The organism is Bradyrhizobium sp. UNPF46 (assembly GCF_006658625.1).
GTDB lineage: Bacteria > Pseudomonadota > Alphaproteobacteria > Rhizobiales > Xanthobacteraceae > Bradyrhizobium > Bradyrhizobium nitroreducens.
The window spans coordinates 46,426-63,621 of the sequence record NZ_LFJB01000026.1 but is presented as its reverse complement, the minus strand read 5'-3'; the positions used below and the strand labels follow the sequence as shown (position 1 = coordinate 63,621).

General features: G+C 64.9%; 16 protein-coding genes. 9 read left to right on the top strand and 7 right to left on the bottom strand.

Going from position 1 to position 17,196, the window contains the following annotated elements; genetic code table 11:
• Positions 1–193: 193 nt before the first annotated feature.
• The 3 genes from UNPF46_RS11605 to UNPF46_RS11590 form a co-directional block, all read right to left on the bottom strand.
• The gene (locus UNPF46_RS11605) at positions 194–1,513 is read right to left on the bottom strand and encodes a TRAP transporter large permease (RefSeq protein ID WP_100175190.1); all 1,320 of its coding nucleotides are present in this window, start codon (positions 1,511–1,513) and stop codon (positions 194–196) included.
• A gap of 2 nt (positions 1,514–1,515) precedes the next feature.
• Positions 1,516–2,025, bottom strand: coding sequence for a TRAP transporter small permease (locus tag UNPF46_RS11600; protein ID WP_100175191.1), 510 nt, complete (start codon positions 2,023–2,025; stop codon positions 1,516–1,518).
• 229 nt (positions 2,026–2,254) lie between these two features.
• Complete coding sequence (locus tag UNPF46_RS11590; RefSeq protein WP_100175192.1) at positions 2,255–3,271, bottom strand: TRAP transporter substrate-binding protein; 1,017 nt, start codon at positions 3,269–3,271, stop codon at positions 2,255–2,257.
• A 267-nt stretch (positions 3,272–3,538) separates the two neighbouring features.
• Between UNPF46_RS11590 and pobA the strand changes: the two genes are divergently transcribed.
• Both pobA and UNPF46_RS11580 read left to right on the top strand, forming a co-directional pair.
• Positions 3,539–4,708, top strand: coding sequence for a 4-hydroxybenzoate 3-monooxygenase (pobA, locus tag UNPF46_RS11585; RefSeq protein ID WP_142250093.1), 1,170 nt, complete (start codon positions 3,539–3,541; stop codon positions 4,706–4,708).
• 222 nt (positions 4,709–4,930) lie between these two features.
• Entirely contained in the window at positions 4,931–5,350 is a 420-nt protein-coding gene (locus tag UNPF46_RS11580; RefSeq protein WP_100175194.1) for a PaaI family thioesterase, read from the top strand.
• A gap of 85 nt (positions 5,351–5,435) precedes the next feature.
• Here the strand turns inward: UNPF46_RS11580 and UNPF46_RS11575 are convergent, their stop codons facing one another.
• Positions 5,436–6,320, bottom strand: a complete 885-nt coding sequence (locus tag UNPF46_RS11575) for a LysR family transcriptional regulator (RefSeq protein ID WP_100175195.1) — start codon at positions 6,318–6,320, stop codon at positions 5,436–5,438.
• A 120-nt stretch (positions 6,321–6,440) separates the two neighbouring features.
• Here UNPF46_RS11575 and UNPF46_RS11570 point away from each other — a divergent pair, with 120 nt between their 5' ends.
• Positions 6,441–7,067 carry a pyridoxamine 5'-phosphate oxidase family protein gene (locus tag UNPF46_RS11570; RefSeq protein ID WP_100175196.1) on the top strand — a complete coding sequence of 209 codons (627 nt, stop codon included), beginning with the start codon at positions 6,441–6,443 and terminating at the stop codon, positions 7,065–7,067.
• Positions 7,068–7,248: 181 nt separating this feature from the next.
• On the opposite strand, the gene UNPF46_RS11565 is transcribed toward UNPF46_RS11570, so the two are convergent.
• Genes UNPF46_RS11565 through UNPF46_RS11555 form a run of 3 tightly spaced genes read right to left on the bottom strand, consistent with a single transcriptional unit; the run spans position 7,249 to position 10,794 of the window.
• Positions 7,249–7,980 carry an ABC transporter ATP-binding protein gene (locus UNPF46_RS11565; protein ID WP_142250092.1) on the bottom strand — a complete coding sequence of 244 codons (732 nt, stop codon included), beginning with the start codon at positions 7,978–7,980 and terminating at the stop codon, positions 7,249–7,251.
• Positions 7,977–9,746: a branched-chain amino acid ABC transporter ATP-binding protein/permease gene (locus UNPF46_RS11560; protein ID WP_142250091.1), complete on the bottom strand. Its 1,770-nt coding sequence runs from the start codon at positions 9,744–9,746 to the stop codon at positions 7,977–7,979. The genes UNPF46_RS11565 and UNPF46_RS11560 overlap by 4 nt, the downstream gene beginning before the upstream one ends.
• 7 nt (positions 9,747–9,753) lie before the next feature.
• The gene (locus UNPF46_RS11555) at positions 9,754–10,794 is read right to left on the bottom strand and encodes a branched-chain amino acid ABC transporter permease (protein ID WP_174718744.1); all 1,041 of its coding nucleotides are present in this window, start codon (positions 10,792–10,794) and stop codon (positions 9,754–9,756) included.
• Positions 10,795–10,972: 178 nt separating this feature from the next.
• Here UNPF46_RS11555 and UNPF46_RS11550 point away from each other — a divergent pair, with 178 nt between their 5' ends.
• From UNPF46_RS11550 to UNPF46_RS11525, 6 genes are all read left to right on the top strand, one after another.
• Positions 10,973–11,494, top strand: coding sequence for a MarR family winged helix-turn-helix transcriptional regulator (locus UNPF46_RS11550; protein ID WP_100175199.1), 522 nt, complete (start codon positions 10,973–10,975; stop codon positions 11,492–11,494).
• 334 nt (positions 11,495–11,828) lie between these two features.
• Positions 11,829–12,104, top strand: a complete 276-nt coding sequence (locus UNPF46_RS11545) for a transcriptional regulator (protein ID WP_142250090.1) — start codon at positions 11,829–11,831, stop codon at positions 12,102–12,104.
• A gap of 34 nt (positions 12,105–12,138) precedes the next feature.
• Complete coding sequence (gene hyfB / locus UNPF46_RS11540; protein ID WP_142250089.1) at positions 12,139–14,139, top strand: hydrogenase 4 subunit B; 2,001 nt, start codon at positions 12,139–12,141, stop codon at positions 14,137–14,139.
• The gene (locus UNPF46_RS11535) at positions 14,136–15,092 is read left to right on the top strand and encodes a respiratory chain complex I subunit 1 family protein (protein ID WP_142250088.1); all 957 of its coding nucleotides are present in this window, start codon (positions 14,136–14,138) and stop codon (positions 15,090–15,092) included. The genes hyfB and UNPF46_RS11535 overlap by 4 nt, the downstream gene beginning before the upstream one ends.
• Before the next feature lie 3 nt (positions 15,093–15,095).
• Positions 15,096–15,758: a hydrogenase-4 component E gene (locus UNPF46_RS11530; RefSeq protein WP_100175203.1), complete on the top strand. Its 663-nt coding sequence runs from the start codon at positions 15,096–15,098 to the stop codon at positions 15,756–15,758.
• The gene (locus UNPF46_RS11525) at positions 15,755–17,194 is read left to right on the top strand and encodes a hydrogenase 4 subunit F (RefSeq protein ID WP_142250087.1); all 1,440 of its coding nucleotides are present in this window, start codon (positions 15,755–15,757) and stop codon (positions 17,192–17,194) included. Before UNPF46_RS11530 ends, UNPF46_RS11525 begins: the two co-directional genes overlap by 4 nt.
• The last annotated feature ends 2 nt before the right edge of the window (positions 17,195–17,196 follow it).

Here is a 17,196-nt window from a genome sequence, read left to right as displayed (position 1 = left end):
CGATGTCTTCGCCTCTCCCCGCTTGCGGGGAGAGGCCGGAATCCGCGCGATTAGCGCGGATTCCGGGTGAGGGGGAGTCTCCGCGAGTCCAACTGTCACCGTCCCCGCGGAGGCTCCCCCTCACCCCAACCCTCTCCCCGCAAGCGGGGCGAGGGAGCTCACCGGCGTCGCGGCGACAATTCAGTCTCAATCCTCAATTCGCCATCATCCGCGTCGGCAGCCAGGTTGCCAGCAGCGGGAAGGCGATCAGGATCACCAGGCGGATCAGGTCGGTGACCACGAACGGGATCACGCCTTTGAAGATGGTGGAGAAGGAGACGTCCTTCACCACGCTCTTGATGACGAAGACGTTCATTCCGACCGGCGGATGGATCAGGCCGAGCTCGACGGTCATCACGATGATGACGCCGAACCAGATCGGGTCAAAACCCAAATGGGTGATCACGGGGAAGATGATCGGCACGGTGAGGATGATCATCGCCATGGCGTCCATCAGGCAGCCGAGCACGAGATACATCACCATGATCAGCGCCAGCACGCCGTAGCTGCCGAGACCGAGGCCGGTGAGGAACTCGGTCACCTTCTGCGGTGTCTGCGTCACCGTGAGGAAATAGCCGAAGATCAGCGCGCCGATCAGCACGGTGAAGACGGCGGCCGCGGTGCGCGTCGCCTGCAGCAGCGAGGCCAGGATCTTCTCGCGGTCGAGACGGCCGGTGAGCACGCCGATGATGAACGCGCCGGCGGCGCCGACGCCGCCGGCTTCCGTCGGCGTGAAGCGCGGCAGATAGGGCAGGCCGTAGAGGCCGCCGATCACGAAGATGAACAGCAGCACCGGCGCCCAGATCTCCTTCAGGCCCGCAAAGCGCTCGCGCCACGGCGTCACCTTGCCCTTGGGCAGGAAGTCGGGACGGAAATAGCCGATCAGGAAGATCGTGATCATGTACATGCTCATCGCCAGCAAGCCCGGGATGATGCCGGCGATGAAGAGCTTGCCGATGTCCTGCTCGGTGATGATGCCGTAGACCGCGAGCACCGTGGAGGGCGGCAGCATCGCGCCCAGCGTGCCGCCCGCCGCGATCACGCCGGTGGCGAACGACTGCGGATAGCCGAAGCGGCGCATTTCCGGATAGGCGACGGCGGAGAAGGTCGCGGCGGTCGCCACCGACGAGCCGCAGATTGCGGCAAAGCCGCCGCATGCGCCGACGGTGGCGATGCCGAGACCGCCGCGCAAATGGCCGACGAAGCCGTTGGCGGCGCGGAACAGCTCGCGGCTCATGCCGGAGTTGGACACGAACGAGCCCATCAGCAGGAACATCGGGATGACGCCGAACGTATAGTCGGTCACCGTGCGCATCGAGGTCTGGCCGACCAGCTTCAGCGCCGCATTGCCGTTGACGAGATAGGCGAAGCCGGAGACGCCGACGAGGCCCATGGCCATGCCGACGGGCACGCGCAGCAGCATCAGGACGAACAGGGAAACGAAGCCGATTAAGGCGACGGCATCGGTGCTCATGATTACTCCGTCGCCTTCAATTTGGGGTCGTGCATCTCTTCAGGATGGAAAATCAGCCGGTAGGTGCGGATCGCGATCAGCAGCACGGCCGAGACATCGCCGATCCAGGCGACCGCGAAGAACGGCCAGGTCGGCATGTGCATGTCGAAGGTCTGGACGTTGTCGTTGTAGGTGCCGCGCACCTTGTCGAACAAGGTCCAGGTCTGGACCGTAACGACGAACAGCAGAACCAGGGTGGCGAACACGTCGATCCAGCGCTGGTAGCGCGGCCCGACATTGCCCCAGACGAGATCCACGGTGATGTGGGTGCCGCGATAGGAGGTCGCGGCGATGCCCCAGAAGATGAGGATGCCGAGCAGCATGCGGCCGATGTCGAAGCTGTCGGGGATCGAATAGTTCAGCGTGTTGCGCAGCAGCACCGACAGGAAAATGTCGAGCGCGACGATGCCGACGAAGCCGGCCGCGATCCATTCGATCGAGTCGATCACGCGATCCATCCAGGAGCGCTTCATGGGAGGGGTCACATCGTGTGCTGTCATCGTTCGATCTCGACTCCGGCGGCGGCTCCTCGCCTCTCCCCGCGTGCGGGGAGAGGCCGCATCGCATCGAAGATGCGATGCGGGTGAGGGGGACTCTCCGCGAGTCCATCTGTCACCATCTTTTGCGGAAGCGGCCCCTCACCCCAGCCCTCTCCCCGTAAGGACGGGGAGAGGGGGAGGAGAGACCGATCGCGCCGCGGCGTCACTCCGCCAGCGCGTTGTACTTCTTCAGCGAAGCCTTGAGCTCCGTGAGCGCTGCATCGGGATCGGCACCGGCTTTCTTGGCTCCGTCCGCCCAGGTCTTGACCAGAGGCTCGGCGGCCTTCTTCCAGGCTGCGGTCTGCTCCGCCGTCAGCTTGTAGACCTCGTGGCCGGATTCCGCCTTCACCTTGTCGATGCCGGCGTCCTCGAACTTGCCCCAGTGCTCGCCGACCACGCCCGCCATCTCGACCGAGCAGTTCTTGTCGATCGCGGCCTTCTGCTTGTCGGACATCGCATTGTACTTGTCCTTGTTGATCACGAACACGAAGGTCGTGGTGTAGAGCGGCGCCTCCATGTCGTACTTGGTCACCTTGTCGATGCCGAACAGCACGAGGGAGCCCCAGGGGAAGGTGACGCCGTCGGCGACGCCGCGCTCGATGATGTCGCGCACCTCCGGTGCCGAGGACTGCACGTTGGTGCCGCCGAGCGAGGTCACGAAGTTCGCCATGGTGGCGTGCGCCGGGCGGATCTTCATGCCCTTCACGTCCTCGGGCATCACGATCTTCTTGGTCTTGGAATGGAACGAGGAGGGCGAGTGGACGAACGCCAGGCAATATTTGACGTCCTTCATCTCCTTCTCGGCATATTTGCGATACCAGGCGTCCAGGCCCATCGAGCCGCCCTTGGCATCCGAGATCAGGAACGGCAGCTCGCCGGCGCCGACGATCGGGAAGCGGCCGGGCTGGTAACCGGGATTGACATAGGTGACGTCGGCGATGCCGTCGCGGGCCATGTCGTAATGGTCGAACGCCTTGCCGAGCTGCTGGGCCGGAAACACCTTGCCCTTGATGGTGCCGCCGGAATCCTTCTCGACCGCGGCCGCCCAGTCCTCCAGCGACTTCTGCAGCGGATGCGAGGCCGGCACCCAGTGTGAGATCTTCAAATCGAAGGTCTTGTCCTGCGCGAACGCGGGCGTCACGCTTGCTGCCAGCAGCAAAGCCAGACAGGCTTTCCTCATCACACGTCTCTCCCTGTTGTCGACTTCGGGCTTCGTTGGCCCGGTCTCATTAATTAACATGTTATCTAAATGGCGGACGTGTTCAAGCCGGAACTGGCGCGCAGCTCTGTCGCATCCTCAACGTCAGCCCTGTTGCATGGATGTGTCGCCGTTCGCGGCGACCCGCACTCCCCTTTTGCCCAACCGTTATATGGTATAATTATCCCGCGCGACCTGAAGCGACAAGCGGGCCGCGACGAAAGCCTACAGGATCGGGAGGAGCAAGTATTGCGGACAAAAGTCGCAATCATCGGGGCCGGGCCGGCCGGATTGTTGCTTGGGCAACTGCTGCAGGCTTACGGCATCGAGAATGTCATTCTGGAGCGGCAGAGCCCCGACTATGTGCTCGGTCGCATCCGCGCCGGGCTTCTGGAGGAGGGAACCGTCGCGCTGCTCGACCAGATTGGCGCAGGGACCCGGGCGCATGCCGAGGGCCTGGTGCATGAAGGCATCGAGCTTGCCTTTTCCGGCCGCCGTCATCGCATCGACATGAAGGCCGCGACCGGCAAGACGGTCATGATCTACGGCCAGACCGAGGTCACGCTCGACCTGATGAATGCGCGGAAGGCCGCCGGTCTCGTTTCGGTCTACGAGGCCAAGGACGTCCAGCCGCACGATTTCGACGGCGGTCACCCGCGCGTAACCTGGGTCAAGGACGGCGTCACCCACACGCTCGACTGCGATTTCATCGCCGGTTGCGACGGTTTCCATGGCGTCAGCCGCGCCAGCGTTCCGGCTTCGGCCATCGAGGAGTTCGAGCGGGTCTATCCGTTCGGCTGGCTCGGCATCTTGTCGGATACGCCGCCGGTCAGCCACGAGCTGATCTACTCCAACCATGCTCGCGGCTTTGCGCTCTGCACCATGCGCTCGACCAAGCGCAGCCGCTACTACGTGCAGTGCTCGCTGGACGACCATGTCGACCAATGGCCGGACGACCGCTTCTGGGACGAATTGAGTCGGCGGCTCGATCAGGAGGCGGCCGACGGCCTCGTCACCGGTCCCTCGATCGAGAAGAGCATCGCGCCCCTGCGCAGCTTCGTCGCCGAGCCGATGCGCTTCGGCAAGCTGTTCCTGTGTGGCGACGCCGCGCACATCGTGCCGCCGACCGGCGCCAAGGGCCTCAACTTAGCTGCCAGCGATGCGCATTATCTGTCGAGCGCCTTGCGCGAATTCTACGACGAGAAATCCAGCGCAGGCCTCGACGCCTATTCCGCCACGGCACTGGCGCGCGTCTGGAAGGCCGTGCGCTTCTCCTGGTGGATGACCTCGATGCTGCATAAATTCCCCGACACCGGCACCATCGGCGCCCGCATCCAGCTCGCCGAGCTCGATTACGTCACGCAGTCGCAGGCCGCGATGACGTCATTGTCGGAGAATTACGTGGGGCTGCCGTTTTAAGACAGTGCCGGGTGGGCAAAGGCGTTCTTGCGCCGTGCCCACCACCTTCCCATGATTGCGAAAGCGCGTGGGCACGCTTCGCTTTGCCCACTCTACGGCTCCGTCATTGTGGTGCCGTCCGTGTTTCAAACACCCGCGCAAATCGCGTTTAAAACTTTGTAATTGATGCGTTCGTCTCGTCCATCGCGTTCAATGCCGGCGACACGGTAACGCGAGACAGTCATGACCGCTCCCGACATCCCCGCCGGCTTCGAGCCGCATTTTCGCAAGGCGCCGCTGACCGATCCCTGGGAGCCGCTCTATTCGAAAAAGACCGACAAGGGCGTCACCGTGGGCTTGCGTCTGGCGACGCCACACACCAACGCGCGCGGCCTGATCCATGGCGGGCTGATCGCGGCATTGTCGGATGCCGCCATGGGTTACAGCTGCGCCCAGGCGACGGGCTGGACGACGTCCTTCGTCACCATCTCGCTGTCGATCGACTATGTCGGCGCCGCCGGGATCGGCCAATGGCTCGCGGTCGAAGGCGAAGCGATCAAGACCGGCAATACGATCTGCTTCGCGCAGTGCCTGGTGAGGGCCGACGACGCCGTGATCGCGCGGGCGAGCGGGACGTTCCGCGTGGTGCCCAAGAAGGGTTAGTTGTCGTTTCGGGGCGGTGCGACGCACCGAACCCGGAACCTCGAGATTCCGGGGTCTCGCTTCGCGAGTCCCGGAATGACGGTCGTCACCCGAATCTCCACTCTGCCGTCTCCACCACGAGATCGATGAACGCGCGCACCTTGGCCGAGAGCAGGCGCGAGGTCGGATAGACGATATGGATCGGCAGCGCCGGCTGCTCGTATGCCGCGAGCACGATTTTGAGCCGCCCGCGCTTCAGCCCCTCGGCGGCCTGATAGGCCAGCACCCGCGTCACGCCGCCGCCGGCCTCGGCATATTGCAGGGCGGCGTCGGCGCTGTTGCTGGCGAAGCGCGGGGCCGTCGTCACCTCGATGTCGCGACCGTCCTGAACGAAATGCCAGATGGCGGACGGGCCGAACGCGATGGTCTGATGCGCGAGCAATTCTTGCGGTGTCTTCGGTTCGCCGTGACGCCTAAGATAGCCCGGCGTCGCGACCGTGATCCGCCGCATCTCGCCGACCTGGCGCGCAACCAGCGAGGAATCGGCGAGATGACCGATCCGCACCGCGGCGTCGACGGCGTCTTCCACGAGGTTGACGAGATGGTCCGAGAGCCTGAGCTCGGCGGCGACCTCGGGATAGCGCTTGAGATAGGCCGTCATCACCGACGCAACATGCAGCCGGCCGAAACCGACCGGGGCCGACACCACGAGGCGCCCGCTCGGCCGGTTGCGTTCCTCCCGGGCGGAGCCGTCGGCCTCCTCGACATCGGCGAGAATGCGCCGCGCGCGTTCCAGGTAGCGCGTGCCGACGTCGGTCAGCGTCACCTGCCGCGTGGTCCGCTGCAACAGCCGGGCGCCGAGATGCTCCTCCAGCGCCGCGATCAGCCGCGTCACCGCCGAGGGCGACAGCCTCAGCTTGCGCGCCGCCGGGGCAAAGCCGCGCAGATCAGCAACGGTGACGAAGACGTGCATGGCTTCGAGGCGGTCCATGAGATTATTGCATATATTGCAACGATGAAGTGTCAATAGGCCAGATTGTTTTAGTCGCAGGAAGGTCCATTTTGAGAGGCGAAGACGCAGACATGCGCCGGAATTTCAGGAGATGTTCCGATGAGTGAAGTCCACACCTATGCCAGCGACGTCGCCTTCTCGCCGGCGGTGAAATCGATTCAGACCCGAAAGGGCTCGCGCGAGGGCTATGCCCACGCTGAGCAGCGCGGATGGCGCACCGAGGTCGACGAGAACCTCGCGGCGTTCCTGGCCGATGCCAACAGCTTCTATTTTGCGACGGCCTCGGCCGACGGCCAGCCCTATATCCAGCACCGCGGCGGACCGAAGGGGTTCTTGAAGGTGCTGGACAAGCAGACGCTCGCCTTCACCGACTACGCTGGTAACAGGCAATACATCACCCAGGGAAACCTGTCCGAGAATCCCAAAGCCTACATCTTCGTGATGGATTACACCCATCGCCGCCGGGTGAAGATCTGGGGCGAGGCGCGCGTCGTCGAGGACGACGAGGCGCTGACGACATCGTTGATGCCGAAGGGCTATCGTGCGCGGCCCGAGCAGGTGATACTGTTCAAGATCGCCGCGTGGGACACCAACTGCCCGCAGCACATCCCGCAGAAATTCGACGCGGGCGATGTGGCGGCGGCCCTTGCGGCGAGGGATGCGAGGATCGCGGAGCTGGAAGCGGAGGTCGCGGCGCTGAAGGGTGAGAAGGGTACTGCGAGTTAAACGGCGCTGTGCTCTTTCACCCTCCCCTGGAGGGGGAGGGTCGATCGCGCGCAGCGCGAGCGGGGTGGGGTGATCTCTCAACACGGGTACTGTGCGCGGGGAGAGACCGTCACCCCACCCCGCTTCGCATTTCGCTTCGCTACATGCGAAGCGACCCTCCCCCTCCAGGGGAGGGTAAGAGTTACAACACGCTCGCGCCTTCGTGCTGGAAGCCGAGATAGCTCGCCGCGACCCGCTCGTTCGCGGCGATGTCGCTAGCTTTCCCGCTGAGCACGAACTCGCCGAGCTCCATCACATAGGCCTGGTCCGCGATCTTGAGCGCGGCCTGGGCGTTCTGCTCGACCAGCAGCACGGAGACGCCGGCGGTGCGCAGTTCGGTCACGATGCGGAAGATGTCGGCGACGATGATCGGGGCGAGGCCGAGGCTCGGCTCGTCCAGCATCAGGAGCTTCGGCTCGCCCATCAGCGCGCGGCCCATCGCGAGCATCTGCTGCTCGCCGCCGGACAAGGTACCGGCGAGCTGCTTGCGCCGCTCCTTGAGCCGCGGAAACAGCGCATAGACCCGTTCGATCGAGGATTTCGCCCGGCTCCGCTCGATGCGGAAGGCGCCGAGCTCGAGATTGTCCTCGACATTCATGGTCACGAACAATTCGCGGTGCTCGGGGACGAGACCGAGCCCCATCGCGACGCGGTCCTCGATATCGAGGCGGGCGAGATCCTCACCGGCAAAGGTGACGCGGCCCTTCAGCGGCAGGATGCCCATGACGGCCGAGAGCAGCGTGGTCTTGCCGGCGCCGTTGGCGCCGACGATGGTGACGATCTCATTGGCGCCGACCTCGAGCGAGACCGAGCGTACGGCCTCGACCTTGCCATAGGCGACATGGGCGTCGGTGACGGACAACAGCGCGCTCATGCCGCCACTCCGAGATAGGCCTTGATCACTTCTGGATTGGTCTTGATCGTGGCGGGGGTGCCCTCCGCGATCTTGGTGCCGAAATCGAGCACCACGATGCGGTCGGCGAGGTTCATGACGAAGCCCATGTCGTGCTCGACCAGGAGCACGCTCATGCCGCCGTCGCGCAAGTCCCGCAGCAACTTGGCGAGCTGCTGCTTCTCCATGTGGCGCAGGCCCGCGGCGGGCTCGTCGAGCAGCAGCAGCATCGGATCGACGCAGAGCGCGCGGGCGATCTCGACGATGCGCTGCTGGCCGAGCGAGAGGCTGCCTGCGAGCTGATGCATCTGGTCGGCAAGGCCGACACGCTCGATCTGGCGGGCGGCTTCGGCAAGCAGCTTCGCCTCATCGGCGCGGTCGAGCCGCAGCATCGAGGAGATCGGCCCCGAATGGCCGCGCAGATGGGCGCCGATGGCGACGTTTTCCAGCACGGTCATGTCAGGGACCAGCTTGACGTGCTGGAACGTCCTGCTGATTCCGAGCTTGACGATCTCCTGCGGCGGCGCGTTGTCGACCTTCTTGCCGAGCACCGAGATCGAGCCCGAGGTGGCCGACAGCACGCCGGTGATCAGGTTGAAGGTGGTGCTCTTGCCGGCGCCGTTCGGGCCGATTAGCGCGACGATCTCGCGGGCCTGGACGTCGAAGGAGACGTTGTTGACGGCGACCACGCCGCCGAACTGCTTTCGTGCCTTTTCGACCTGGAGCAGGATGCTGGCCTCGCCGGGCGAGCGGATGCGCTGCTCCAGCTTCAACGAGGTGTCGGGCTTCTTGCCACGGGTAGCTTCCGGCAGGAACGATATCAGCCAGGGCCAGAGGCCGCCGGGCGCAAGCTGCAGCAGCGCCACCAGCATGATGCCGAACACGATGGTCTCGACCTGGCCGGAGCCGGGCAGGATCAGCGGCAAATAGCTCTGCAGCACCTCTTTCAGCACGACGACGATGGCCGCGCCCAGCACGCCGCCCCAGACATAGCCGGCGCCGCCGACCACGGCGATGAAGAGATATTCGATGCCGGCCTGCGCGCCGAACGGCGTCGGATTCACCGCGCGCTGCAGATGCGCGTAGAGCCACCCCGACAGGCCGGCGAGCACGGCGGCATGGATGAACACCAGCAGTTTGGCGCGCGGCGTGTGCACGCCGAATGCTTCGGCGGCGACATGGCCGCGGCGCAGCGCGCGGATGGCGCGGCCGGTGCGGGAGTCCAGGAGGTTCATCGTCAGCAGGGCCGAAAGGATCACGGCGACCCAGATCGCGTAATAGATCGAGCCGGGCGAGAGCATCTTGAACGTGCCGATCGACAGCGGCGGAATCGCCGAGATGCCGTCGTTGCGCCCGAGGAACTCCAGCTTGCTGAACAGGTAGAACAGCCCCAACCCCCAGGCCAGCGTGCCGAGCGGCAAATAATGGCCGGAGAGGCGGACGGTGATCAGCCCGAGCAGCACCGCCAGCGAACCGCTGACCACGAGCGACAGCGGCAGCGTCAGCCAGGGCGACAGGCCGTAGGCCGTCGACAGCACCGCGGTGGTGTAGGCACCGAAACCGACGAAGGCCGCTTGTCCGAACGAGGTCAGGCCGCCGACGCCGGTCAGCAGCACGAGGCCCATCGCGACGAGGGCCGCGAGGCCGATATTGTCGAGCAGCACGATCCAGAACGGAGGCATTCCGGGAACGAACGGGATCGCCGCCATGACGGCTGCGAAGATGGTGATGGGAAGCCGGCTCTGCATCTTGGCCTCAGTCCTTCTCTTCCTCGACCGCAGGCGCGGCGAGCGAGCGCAGCAGCAGCACGGGGATCAAGAGCATGAAAACGATCACCTCCTTGTAGTTGGAGGCATAGAAGGACGAGAACGCCTCGACGATGCCGACGACCAGCGCCGCGACGGCGGTCAGGGGGTAGCTGACGAGGCCGCCGATGATCGCGGCGACGAAACCCTTCAGGCCGATCAGGAAGCCGCTGTCGTAATAGAGCGTCGTGATCGGCACGATCAGGATGCCCGACAGCGCGCCGATGACGGACGCCAGCAGGAAGGCGATCTGCCCCGACAGCGTGGTGCGGATGCCGGCGAGCCGCGCTCCCAGCCGGTTCACGGCGGTCGCGCGCAGCGCCTTGCCGTAGAGCGTCAGGCCGAAGAACAGCCAGAGCCCGACGATGAAGGCGATGGTGATGCCGTAGACGGTGAGGCTCTGGCCGGTGAAGCGCAGCGCGCCCGCGGTGAACGACCCCGCCAGCACGGCGGGTCCGCGCTGGCCTTCGGCGCCGAAGAACAACAGGCCGAGGCCCTGCAGCGCGAGGTGGACGCCGACCGATGCGATCAGCAGTACCAGCACGGAAGTGTGCGCCAGCGGCTGGAAAGCTATGCGGTAGAGATAGAGGCCGATCATGGCGACGATCACTAGCGACAGCACGATCGCAACTGCGACCGGGGGCTTCTGGGCGGCGAAGTACACGGTCAACGCCAGCACGACGGCCGGCAGCACGACGTTGGTGACGAGGCTGCGCAGGATCAGGCGCCCATGCAGCGCCCTGCGGGCGACGAACAGGTCGAAGCCGAAGGCGCCGATGCCCAGCGCGAGCGCGAGCTTCGCCGTGCCCGGCATCTGGCCCGCGGCCAGCGAGGCATAGGTCAGCGCGCCGTAGGTGACGAATTCGCCCTGGGGAATGAGGATGACGCGGGTGACGGCGAACACCAGCACCAGCGCCAGGCCGAGCAGCGCATAGATCGCGCCATTGGTGATGCCGTCCTGCACCAGAAACAGCATGATGGTGGTATTCAAGACCGGACGCTCCCCCTCAAGATTTAAGGACCGGTCTCCGCAATTGCGGTGGATGGTCCCCTCACAGCCATTGAAATGCACTGGCGATATTTGATATGGTCCATAACAATTATCAAATATAACATCAAGGGTGAGGAACGACCCGACCCGAATTTAGCGGGATTACGAGCATGAGGCGATGACCGTTTCCAAGACCGCTGAGAAGTCCTCCGAAAAGTCCGGCGAGGCGGCCAAGGGCCGCAAGGACGCAGGCGAGCCGCTGGCGGAAACCCTCCAGCTCGGCGAGCTCTCCGAGCAGCTCGGCTATGTGCTGAAGCGGGCGCAGCTCAAGGTGTTCGAGAACTTCTTGCGTTGCATGGCCTCGCTGCAGCTGACGCCGGCGCAGTTCTCCGTGCTGCTGCTGGTCGAGAAGAACCCGGGCCGTAACCAGACCGAGATCGCCTCGACCCTCGGCATCCTCAGGCCGAACTTCGTGGCGATGCTCGACAATCTCGAGAGCCGCGATCTCTGTGCCCGGATCCGCTCCACCAACGACCGCCGCTCGCACATCCTGGTGCTGACCGACAAGGGCAAGGCCGTGCTGGCCCGCGCCAAGAAGCTCGTCGCCACCAAGCACGAGGCGCGGCTCAACGATCTGCTCGGGCAAAGCAACCGCGAGGCCCTGATCGCGATGCTCTCGAAGATCGCGAACGAGTTCTGAGGCGGACAGTCGTTCCTGGGCGCGCGCGGGTGCGACCCCGGAAGCTCGCGCTGCATTTGCGCGGTCGTCATGCCAGGGCTTGACGAGGGCTTGACGAGGGCTTGACCAGGTTTGTCCCCGGCATCCGCGTCGCTCCGTCAATCCGCGACGGCCGCACGGCCTGACGTAAATCCGCAGTTGCGGATTGGGGAGCCGCACCTCACGCACTTGGAGGGAGCCCCGACAACGTCGAGCGGTATGATGCGCCGCATATAGAAATTGATGCTTGAAACGTCATTCTGCGCACTCTAAGCTTGCCTAATCAAGCACCGTAACTGCCACGGATATCCTGCCCGTGATCACCGCCGCGCAGCTTCGAGCCGCCCGTGCCTTGCTCAGGATTGACCAGCGCGAACTCGCGCAGCGCTGTTCGCTGTCACTGCCGACGATCCAGCGCATGGAGGCCTCCGAAGGGGTGATCCGCGGCAACGTCGATTCCCTGGTGAAGCTGGTTGAGGCGCTGTCGCTTGCCGGCATCGAGCTGATCGCCGAGGGGGCGGTGTCGAGCGCCGGGGGCCGCGGCGTGCGGCTGAGGTCTCCACCTCCGAGAGCGGGCGGCCAAGAGCGATGACGACGCGCGCGCAAATCATGATCCAGGAGCGGCCATGATCGCCGTGGCGCTATGGTCGGTGGCGGCTCTGCTCGCTCTGGCGCCTGCGGGAGTCGTGCTGTCGACGCGCCCGCGCGGCTCGCTCATCGTTTACGGCGGATGCCTGATCGCCACATCGACGCTATGCGTCACGGCGCTGTCCGATCTGCTCCATGTCCCTCAACTAACGCCGAGCGCGACACTGCCGATCGGCCTGCCCTGGCTCGGTGCCCATTTCCGGCTCGATGCGCTGTCCGCCTTCTTCCTCGTCGTCGTCAATCTCGGCGGCGTCGCTGCGAGCCTTTTCGCGCTCGGTTACGGCCGGCACGAGGACTCTCCCGGCCGCGTGCTGCCGTTCTATCCTGCCTATCTCGCAGCGATGAACGTCGTCGTGCTGGCGAACGATGCCTTCAGCTTCCTGGTCGCCTGGGAATTCATGTCGCTGACCTCCTGGGCGCTGGTGGTGTCGCATCACCGGGAGGCCGAGAACATCCGCGCCGGCTACGTCTATCTATTGATGGCGAGTTTCGGCACGCTGGCGCTGCTGCTCGCGTTCGGCCTGCTCGCAAGCGGCGCAGGTTACGATTTCGATGCGATCCGGGCCTCACATCCTTCCGCTGCAGTGACCGGCACGGTGGTGATCCTCGCGCTGCTGGGCGCCGGCTCCAAGGCTGGCCTGGTACCGCTGCACGCCTGGCTGCCGCTCGCCCATCCCGCCGCACCCAGCCACGTCTCCGGCCTCATGAGCGGCGTCATGACCAAGGTCGCCGTCTACGGCTTCGTGCGCATCGTCTTCGACCTTCTGCCCGAACCGGTGTGGTGGTGGAGCATGGTGGTGTTGCTGGTCGGCGGTCCGACGGCGACGCTGGGCGTGCTCTATGCGCTGATGCAGCGCGATATCAAGCGCGTGCTCGCCTATTCGACGATTGAGAACATCGGCATCGTCTTCACCGGCCTCGGGCTGGCACTGGCTTTCAAGGCGGAAGGGCTCGACTGGGTGGCGGCACTGGCTTTCACCGCGGCGATGCTGCATGTCTTCAATCATGCACTGTTCAAAAGCCTGCTGTTCTTCGGCGCCGGCGCGGTGCTGGCAGCAACAGGCGAGCGCGACATGGAGAAACTCGGCGGGCTCATCCATCGCATGCCGAAGACGGCGTTCGCGATGCTGATCGGCTGCGTCGCGATCTCGGCATTGCCGCCGTTCAACGGCTTCGTTTCGGAATGGCTGACTTTCCAGGCGATCCTGCTCTCACCGCAATTGCCCTCCTGGGGCCTCAAGCTGGTGATTCCGGCGGTCGGCGGCTTGCTGGCGCTCGCGGCCGCCCTTGCCGCGGCCTGCTTCGTCAAGCTCTATGGCATCAGCTTCCTCGGCCGGCCGCGTTCGGACGTCGCGGCGTCAGCGCATGAGACCGACCGCTTCTCGCTGACCGCGATGCTCGTGCTTGCCGCCTTCTGCCTCATCGCCGGTATCCTGCCCGGGCTGTTCATCGATGCGCTGGCGCCAGTGAGCAAGGCCATGGTCGGCAACATCATGCCGCATCAGGTCGGTCTGCAGTGGCTCACCATCGTGCCGATTGCGGAAAGCCGTAGCTCCTATAACGGCCTTCTGGTGTTCGTGTTCGCGGCACTCTGCGGCACGGCGGCGGCTTCAGCCATTCACCGTCTCGCCTCCGATCGCTTGCGCCGCGCACCGGCCTGGGATTGCGGCCATCCCGATCCAAACCCGGCGATCCAGTATTCGGCTTCCAGCTTCTCGCAGCCGATCCGCCGCGTGTTCGGCAGCGTCGTCTTTGCCGCGCGCGAGATCGGCGAGATGCCGCCGCCGTCCTCGCCGCGTCCTGCGCGGCTCCGGGTCGAACTGCACGATCTGATCTGGGAAGCGCTGTACGCGCCGATTGCGATGGTCGTCGGCTTTGCGACGGACCGCGTCAATGTCCTTCAGTTCCTCACCATTCGCCGCTACCTGACGCTGGTCTTCGTGGCGCTGATCGTGCTGCTGCTGGTGGTGGCACTATGAGCGCGCTGCGCGACATCCTCTCCCAGGGCGCCCAGATGTCGCTCGTGCTGGGGCTCGCGCCGCTGCTCACGGGTTTCGTGCGCAAGGTGAAGGCGCGGTTGCTGCGCCGGCGAGGGCCGCCGCTGCTTCAGCCCTATCGCGACCTCATTCGCCTGATGCGCAAGGACGCCGTGCTCGCGGACAATGCGTCATGGCTGTTCCGCGTCATTCCCTATCTGATGTTCTCGGGCACCTGGGTCGCCGTCTCGCTGGTGCCGACTTTCGGCAATGGTCTGTTGTTCTCCTGGACCGCCGACCTCATCGCCATCATTGCGCTGCTCGGCAGCGCCCGTTTCTTCCAGGCGCTCGCTGGCATGGACGTCGGCACCGCCTTCGGCGGCATCGGCTCCAGCCGCGAGGTCATGATCGCCTCGCTCGCCGAGCCCGCGATGCTGATCACTGTATTCTCGGTCGCCATGATCGCCGGCTCGACGCAGCTCGCCAACGTGGCCGAGTTCATGGGCTCGGACGCGGTCGGCTTGCGCGTGTCGCTTGGCATGGCGTTCGTGGCACTGACCATCGTGGCGTTGGCGGAAAACGCCCGTATCCCCGTCGACAACCCCGCCACCCATCTCGAGCTCACCATGGTGCACGAGGCCATGGTGCTGGAATATTCGGGACGGCATCTCGCGCTGATCGATCTATCGTCACAGCTCAAGCTCATGCTCTATGTCTCGCTGATCGCCTGCGTGTTCCTGCCATGGGGGATGGCGACTGCGGATTCGAGCGTCGCCCGGCTCGCCTTCGGCGCGCTGCTCTATCTCGGCAAGCTGACGGTTCTTGGCTTTCTGCTCGCCGTGTTCGAGACGTCGATCGCCAAGATGCGCGTGTTCCGGATTCCGGAGTTCTTGGGCGCGGCGCTGATGCTGGCGTTGCTCGCCACCCTGTTGCGCTTCGTGTCGGGGAGCCTCTGAGAGATGAGTAGCCTGCAATTCGACATCGCCCATCTGCTCGCCGGCTCCCTCGTGCTGGCGAGTTTCATGATGCTCTACCAGGACCGGCTCTATGCGCTGCTCAACGTCTATGCGCTGCATGCCGGCATGCTGGCGCTGTCGGTGGCCTGGCAGGCCTATGTGCAACAAGCGCCGCATCTCTATGTCACGGCGCTGATCGCGCTGGTGTTCAAGGCCATCATCATCCCGGTGGCGCTGCACCGGATCATCAAGCGGCTCGGTATCCACCGCGAGATCGAGAACGTGATCGGGATCGGGCTGACCATGATGGCCGGCATCGGCCTCGTCGCACTGTCGATGGTGGTGATGCTGCGGGTGACGCCGGGCGCAGATGCGCTCGCGCGCGAGGACCTCGCCTTCGCGCTGTCGGTGGTGCTGCTGGGGCTCCTGATCATGGTGACGCGGCGCAACGCGGTGGGCCAGGTCGTCGGCTTCATGTCGCTGGAGAACGGGCTGGTGCTGGCGGCAACCGGCGCCAAGGGCATGCCGCTGGTGGTCGAAATCAGCGTCGCGTTCTCGGTGCTGATCGCCTTCATCGTGATCGGCATCTTCCTGTTCCGCATCCGCGAGCGCTTTGACAGCGTGGACATGCAGGCGCTCGACCGTTTCCGCGGAGAGCGGCGATGAGCATCGACGTCCTCAGCGCCATCCTCGTGATCCCGGCGGTCTCGGCGGCGCTGCTGGCGATTTTGCCGGGCTATGGGCAGACGGCGAAGCTGAACGTGGTGGCCGCACTCGCGACCTTCCTGACCTCGCTCTCGCTGTTCGTGGTCGAGCCGGTGTCGGGGCAGTATCTGCTGGTGGACGACCTCAACAAGGTCTTCATCGTATTGACCACCTTCGTCAGCTTCACCACATCGGTGTTCAGCGCGAGCTATATCCAGCACGAGATCGAGATCGGACGCCTGACGCCGACGTTCCTTCGCTTCTACCACGCGATGTATCAGACGCTGATGTTCGCGATGAACCTCGCGCTCGTCGCCAACAATATCGGCCTGATGTGGGTCGCAGTCGAAGTGGCGACGCTGACGACCGTGCTGATGGTCGGCATCTACCGCACCCACGAGGCGCTGGAAGCGGCCTGGAAATACTTCATCCTCGGCAGCGTAGGCATCGCGCTGGCGCTGTTCGGCACCATCCTGGTCTACATGGCGGCGCGCCCCGTGGTCGGTGAGGGGCTCGACGGCATGGTGTGGACGGTGCTGGTGAAGCACGCCGCACGGTTCGACCCGGCGCTGCTCAACGTCGCCTTCGTCTTCCTGCTGCTCGGCTACGGCACCAAGGTCGGCCTCGCGCCGCTGCACGCCTGGCTGCCCGATGCCCATGCGGAGGGTCCGACGCCGATCTCGGCGGTGCTCTCGGGCCTCCTGCTCAACGTGGCGCTCTACGCGCTGTTGCGCTTCAAGATGATGCTCGCGGTCAATCTCGCGGCCATCGCGCCGGGGCCGTTGATGGTGACGATGGGCCTGATCTCGGTGATCTTCGCTTCGCTGATGCTCTACCGCCGCCGCGACATCAAGCGCATGTTCGCCTACTCCTCGATCGAGCATATGGGCATCATCGTCTTCGCCTTCGGCATGGGCGGGCCGCTCGCGAATTTTGCCGGCCTCCTCCACATGACCATGCATTCCCTGACCAAGTCGGCGATCTTCTTCGCTGTCGGCCACATCGCGCAGGTCAAGGGCACGCAGAAGATCGCCGACATCGGTGGACTTACGGTGACCAATCCCGTGCTCGGCTGGGGGTTGATGCTCGGCGTCATAGCCATCGTCGGGCTGCCGCCGCTCGGCATCTTCATGAGCGAGTTCCTGGTGGTGAGCTCGACCTTCTCGCACGCGCCCTGGCTGACGATGATCCTGGTGCTCGGCATCATCATCGCGCTCGGCGGCCTGCTGCTGCGCGTCGGCTCCGTGATGTTCGGCGAACCCAAGGGACCTACCGCGCCGGCGGAGGCGTCCTATGTGCCAATGTTCACGCATCTCGCGCTGGTGCTGATGGCCGGCATTTATCTGCCGCCGGGGCTGGTCACTGGCTTCCAGAACGTCGCGAAGCTCCTGGGGTAGGC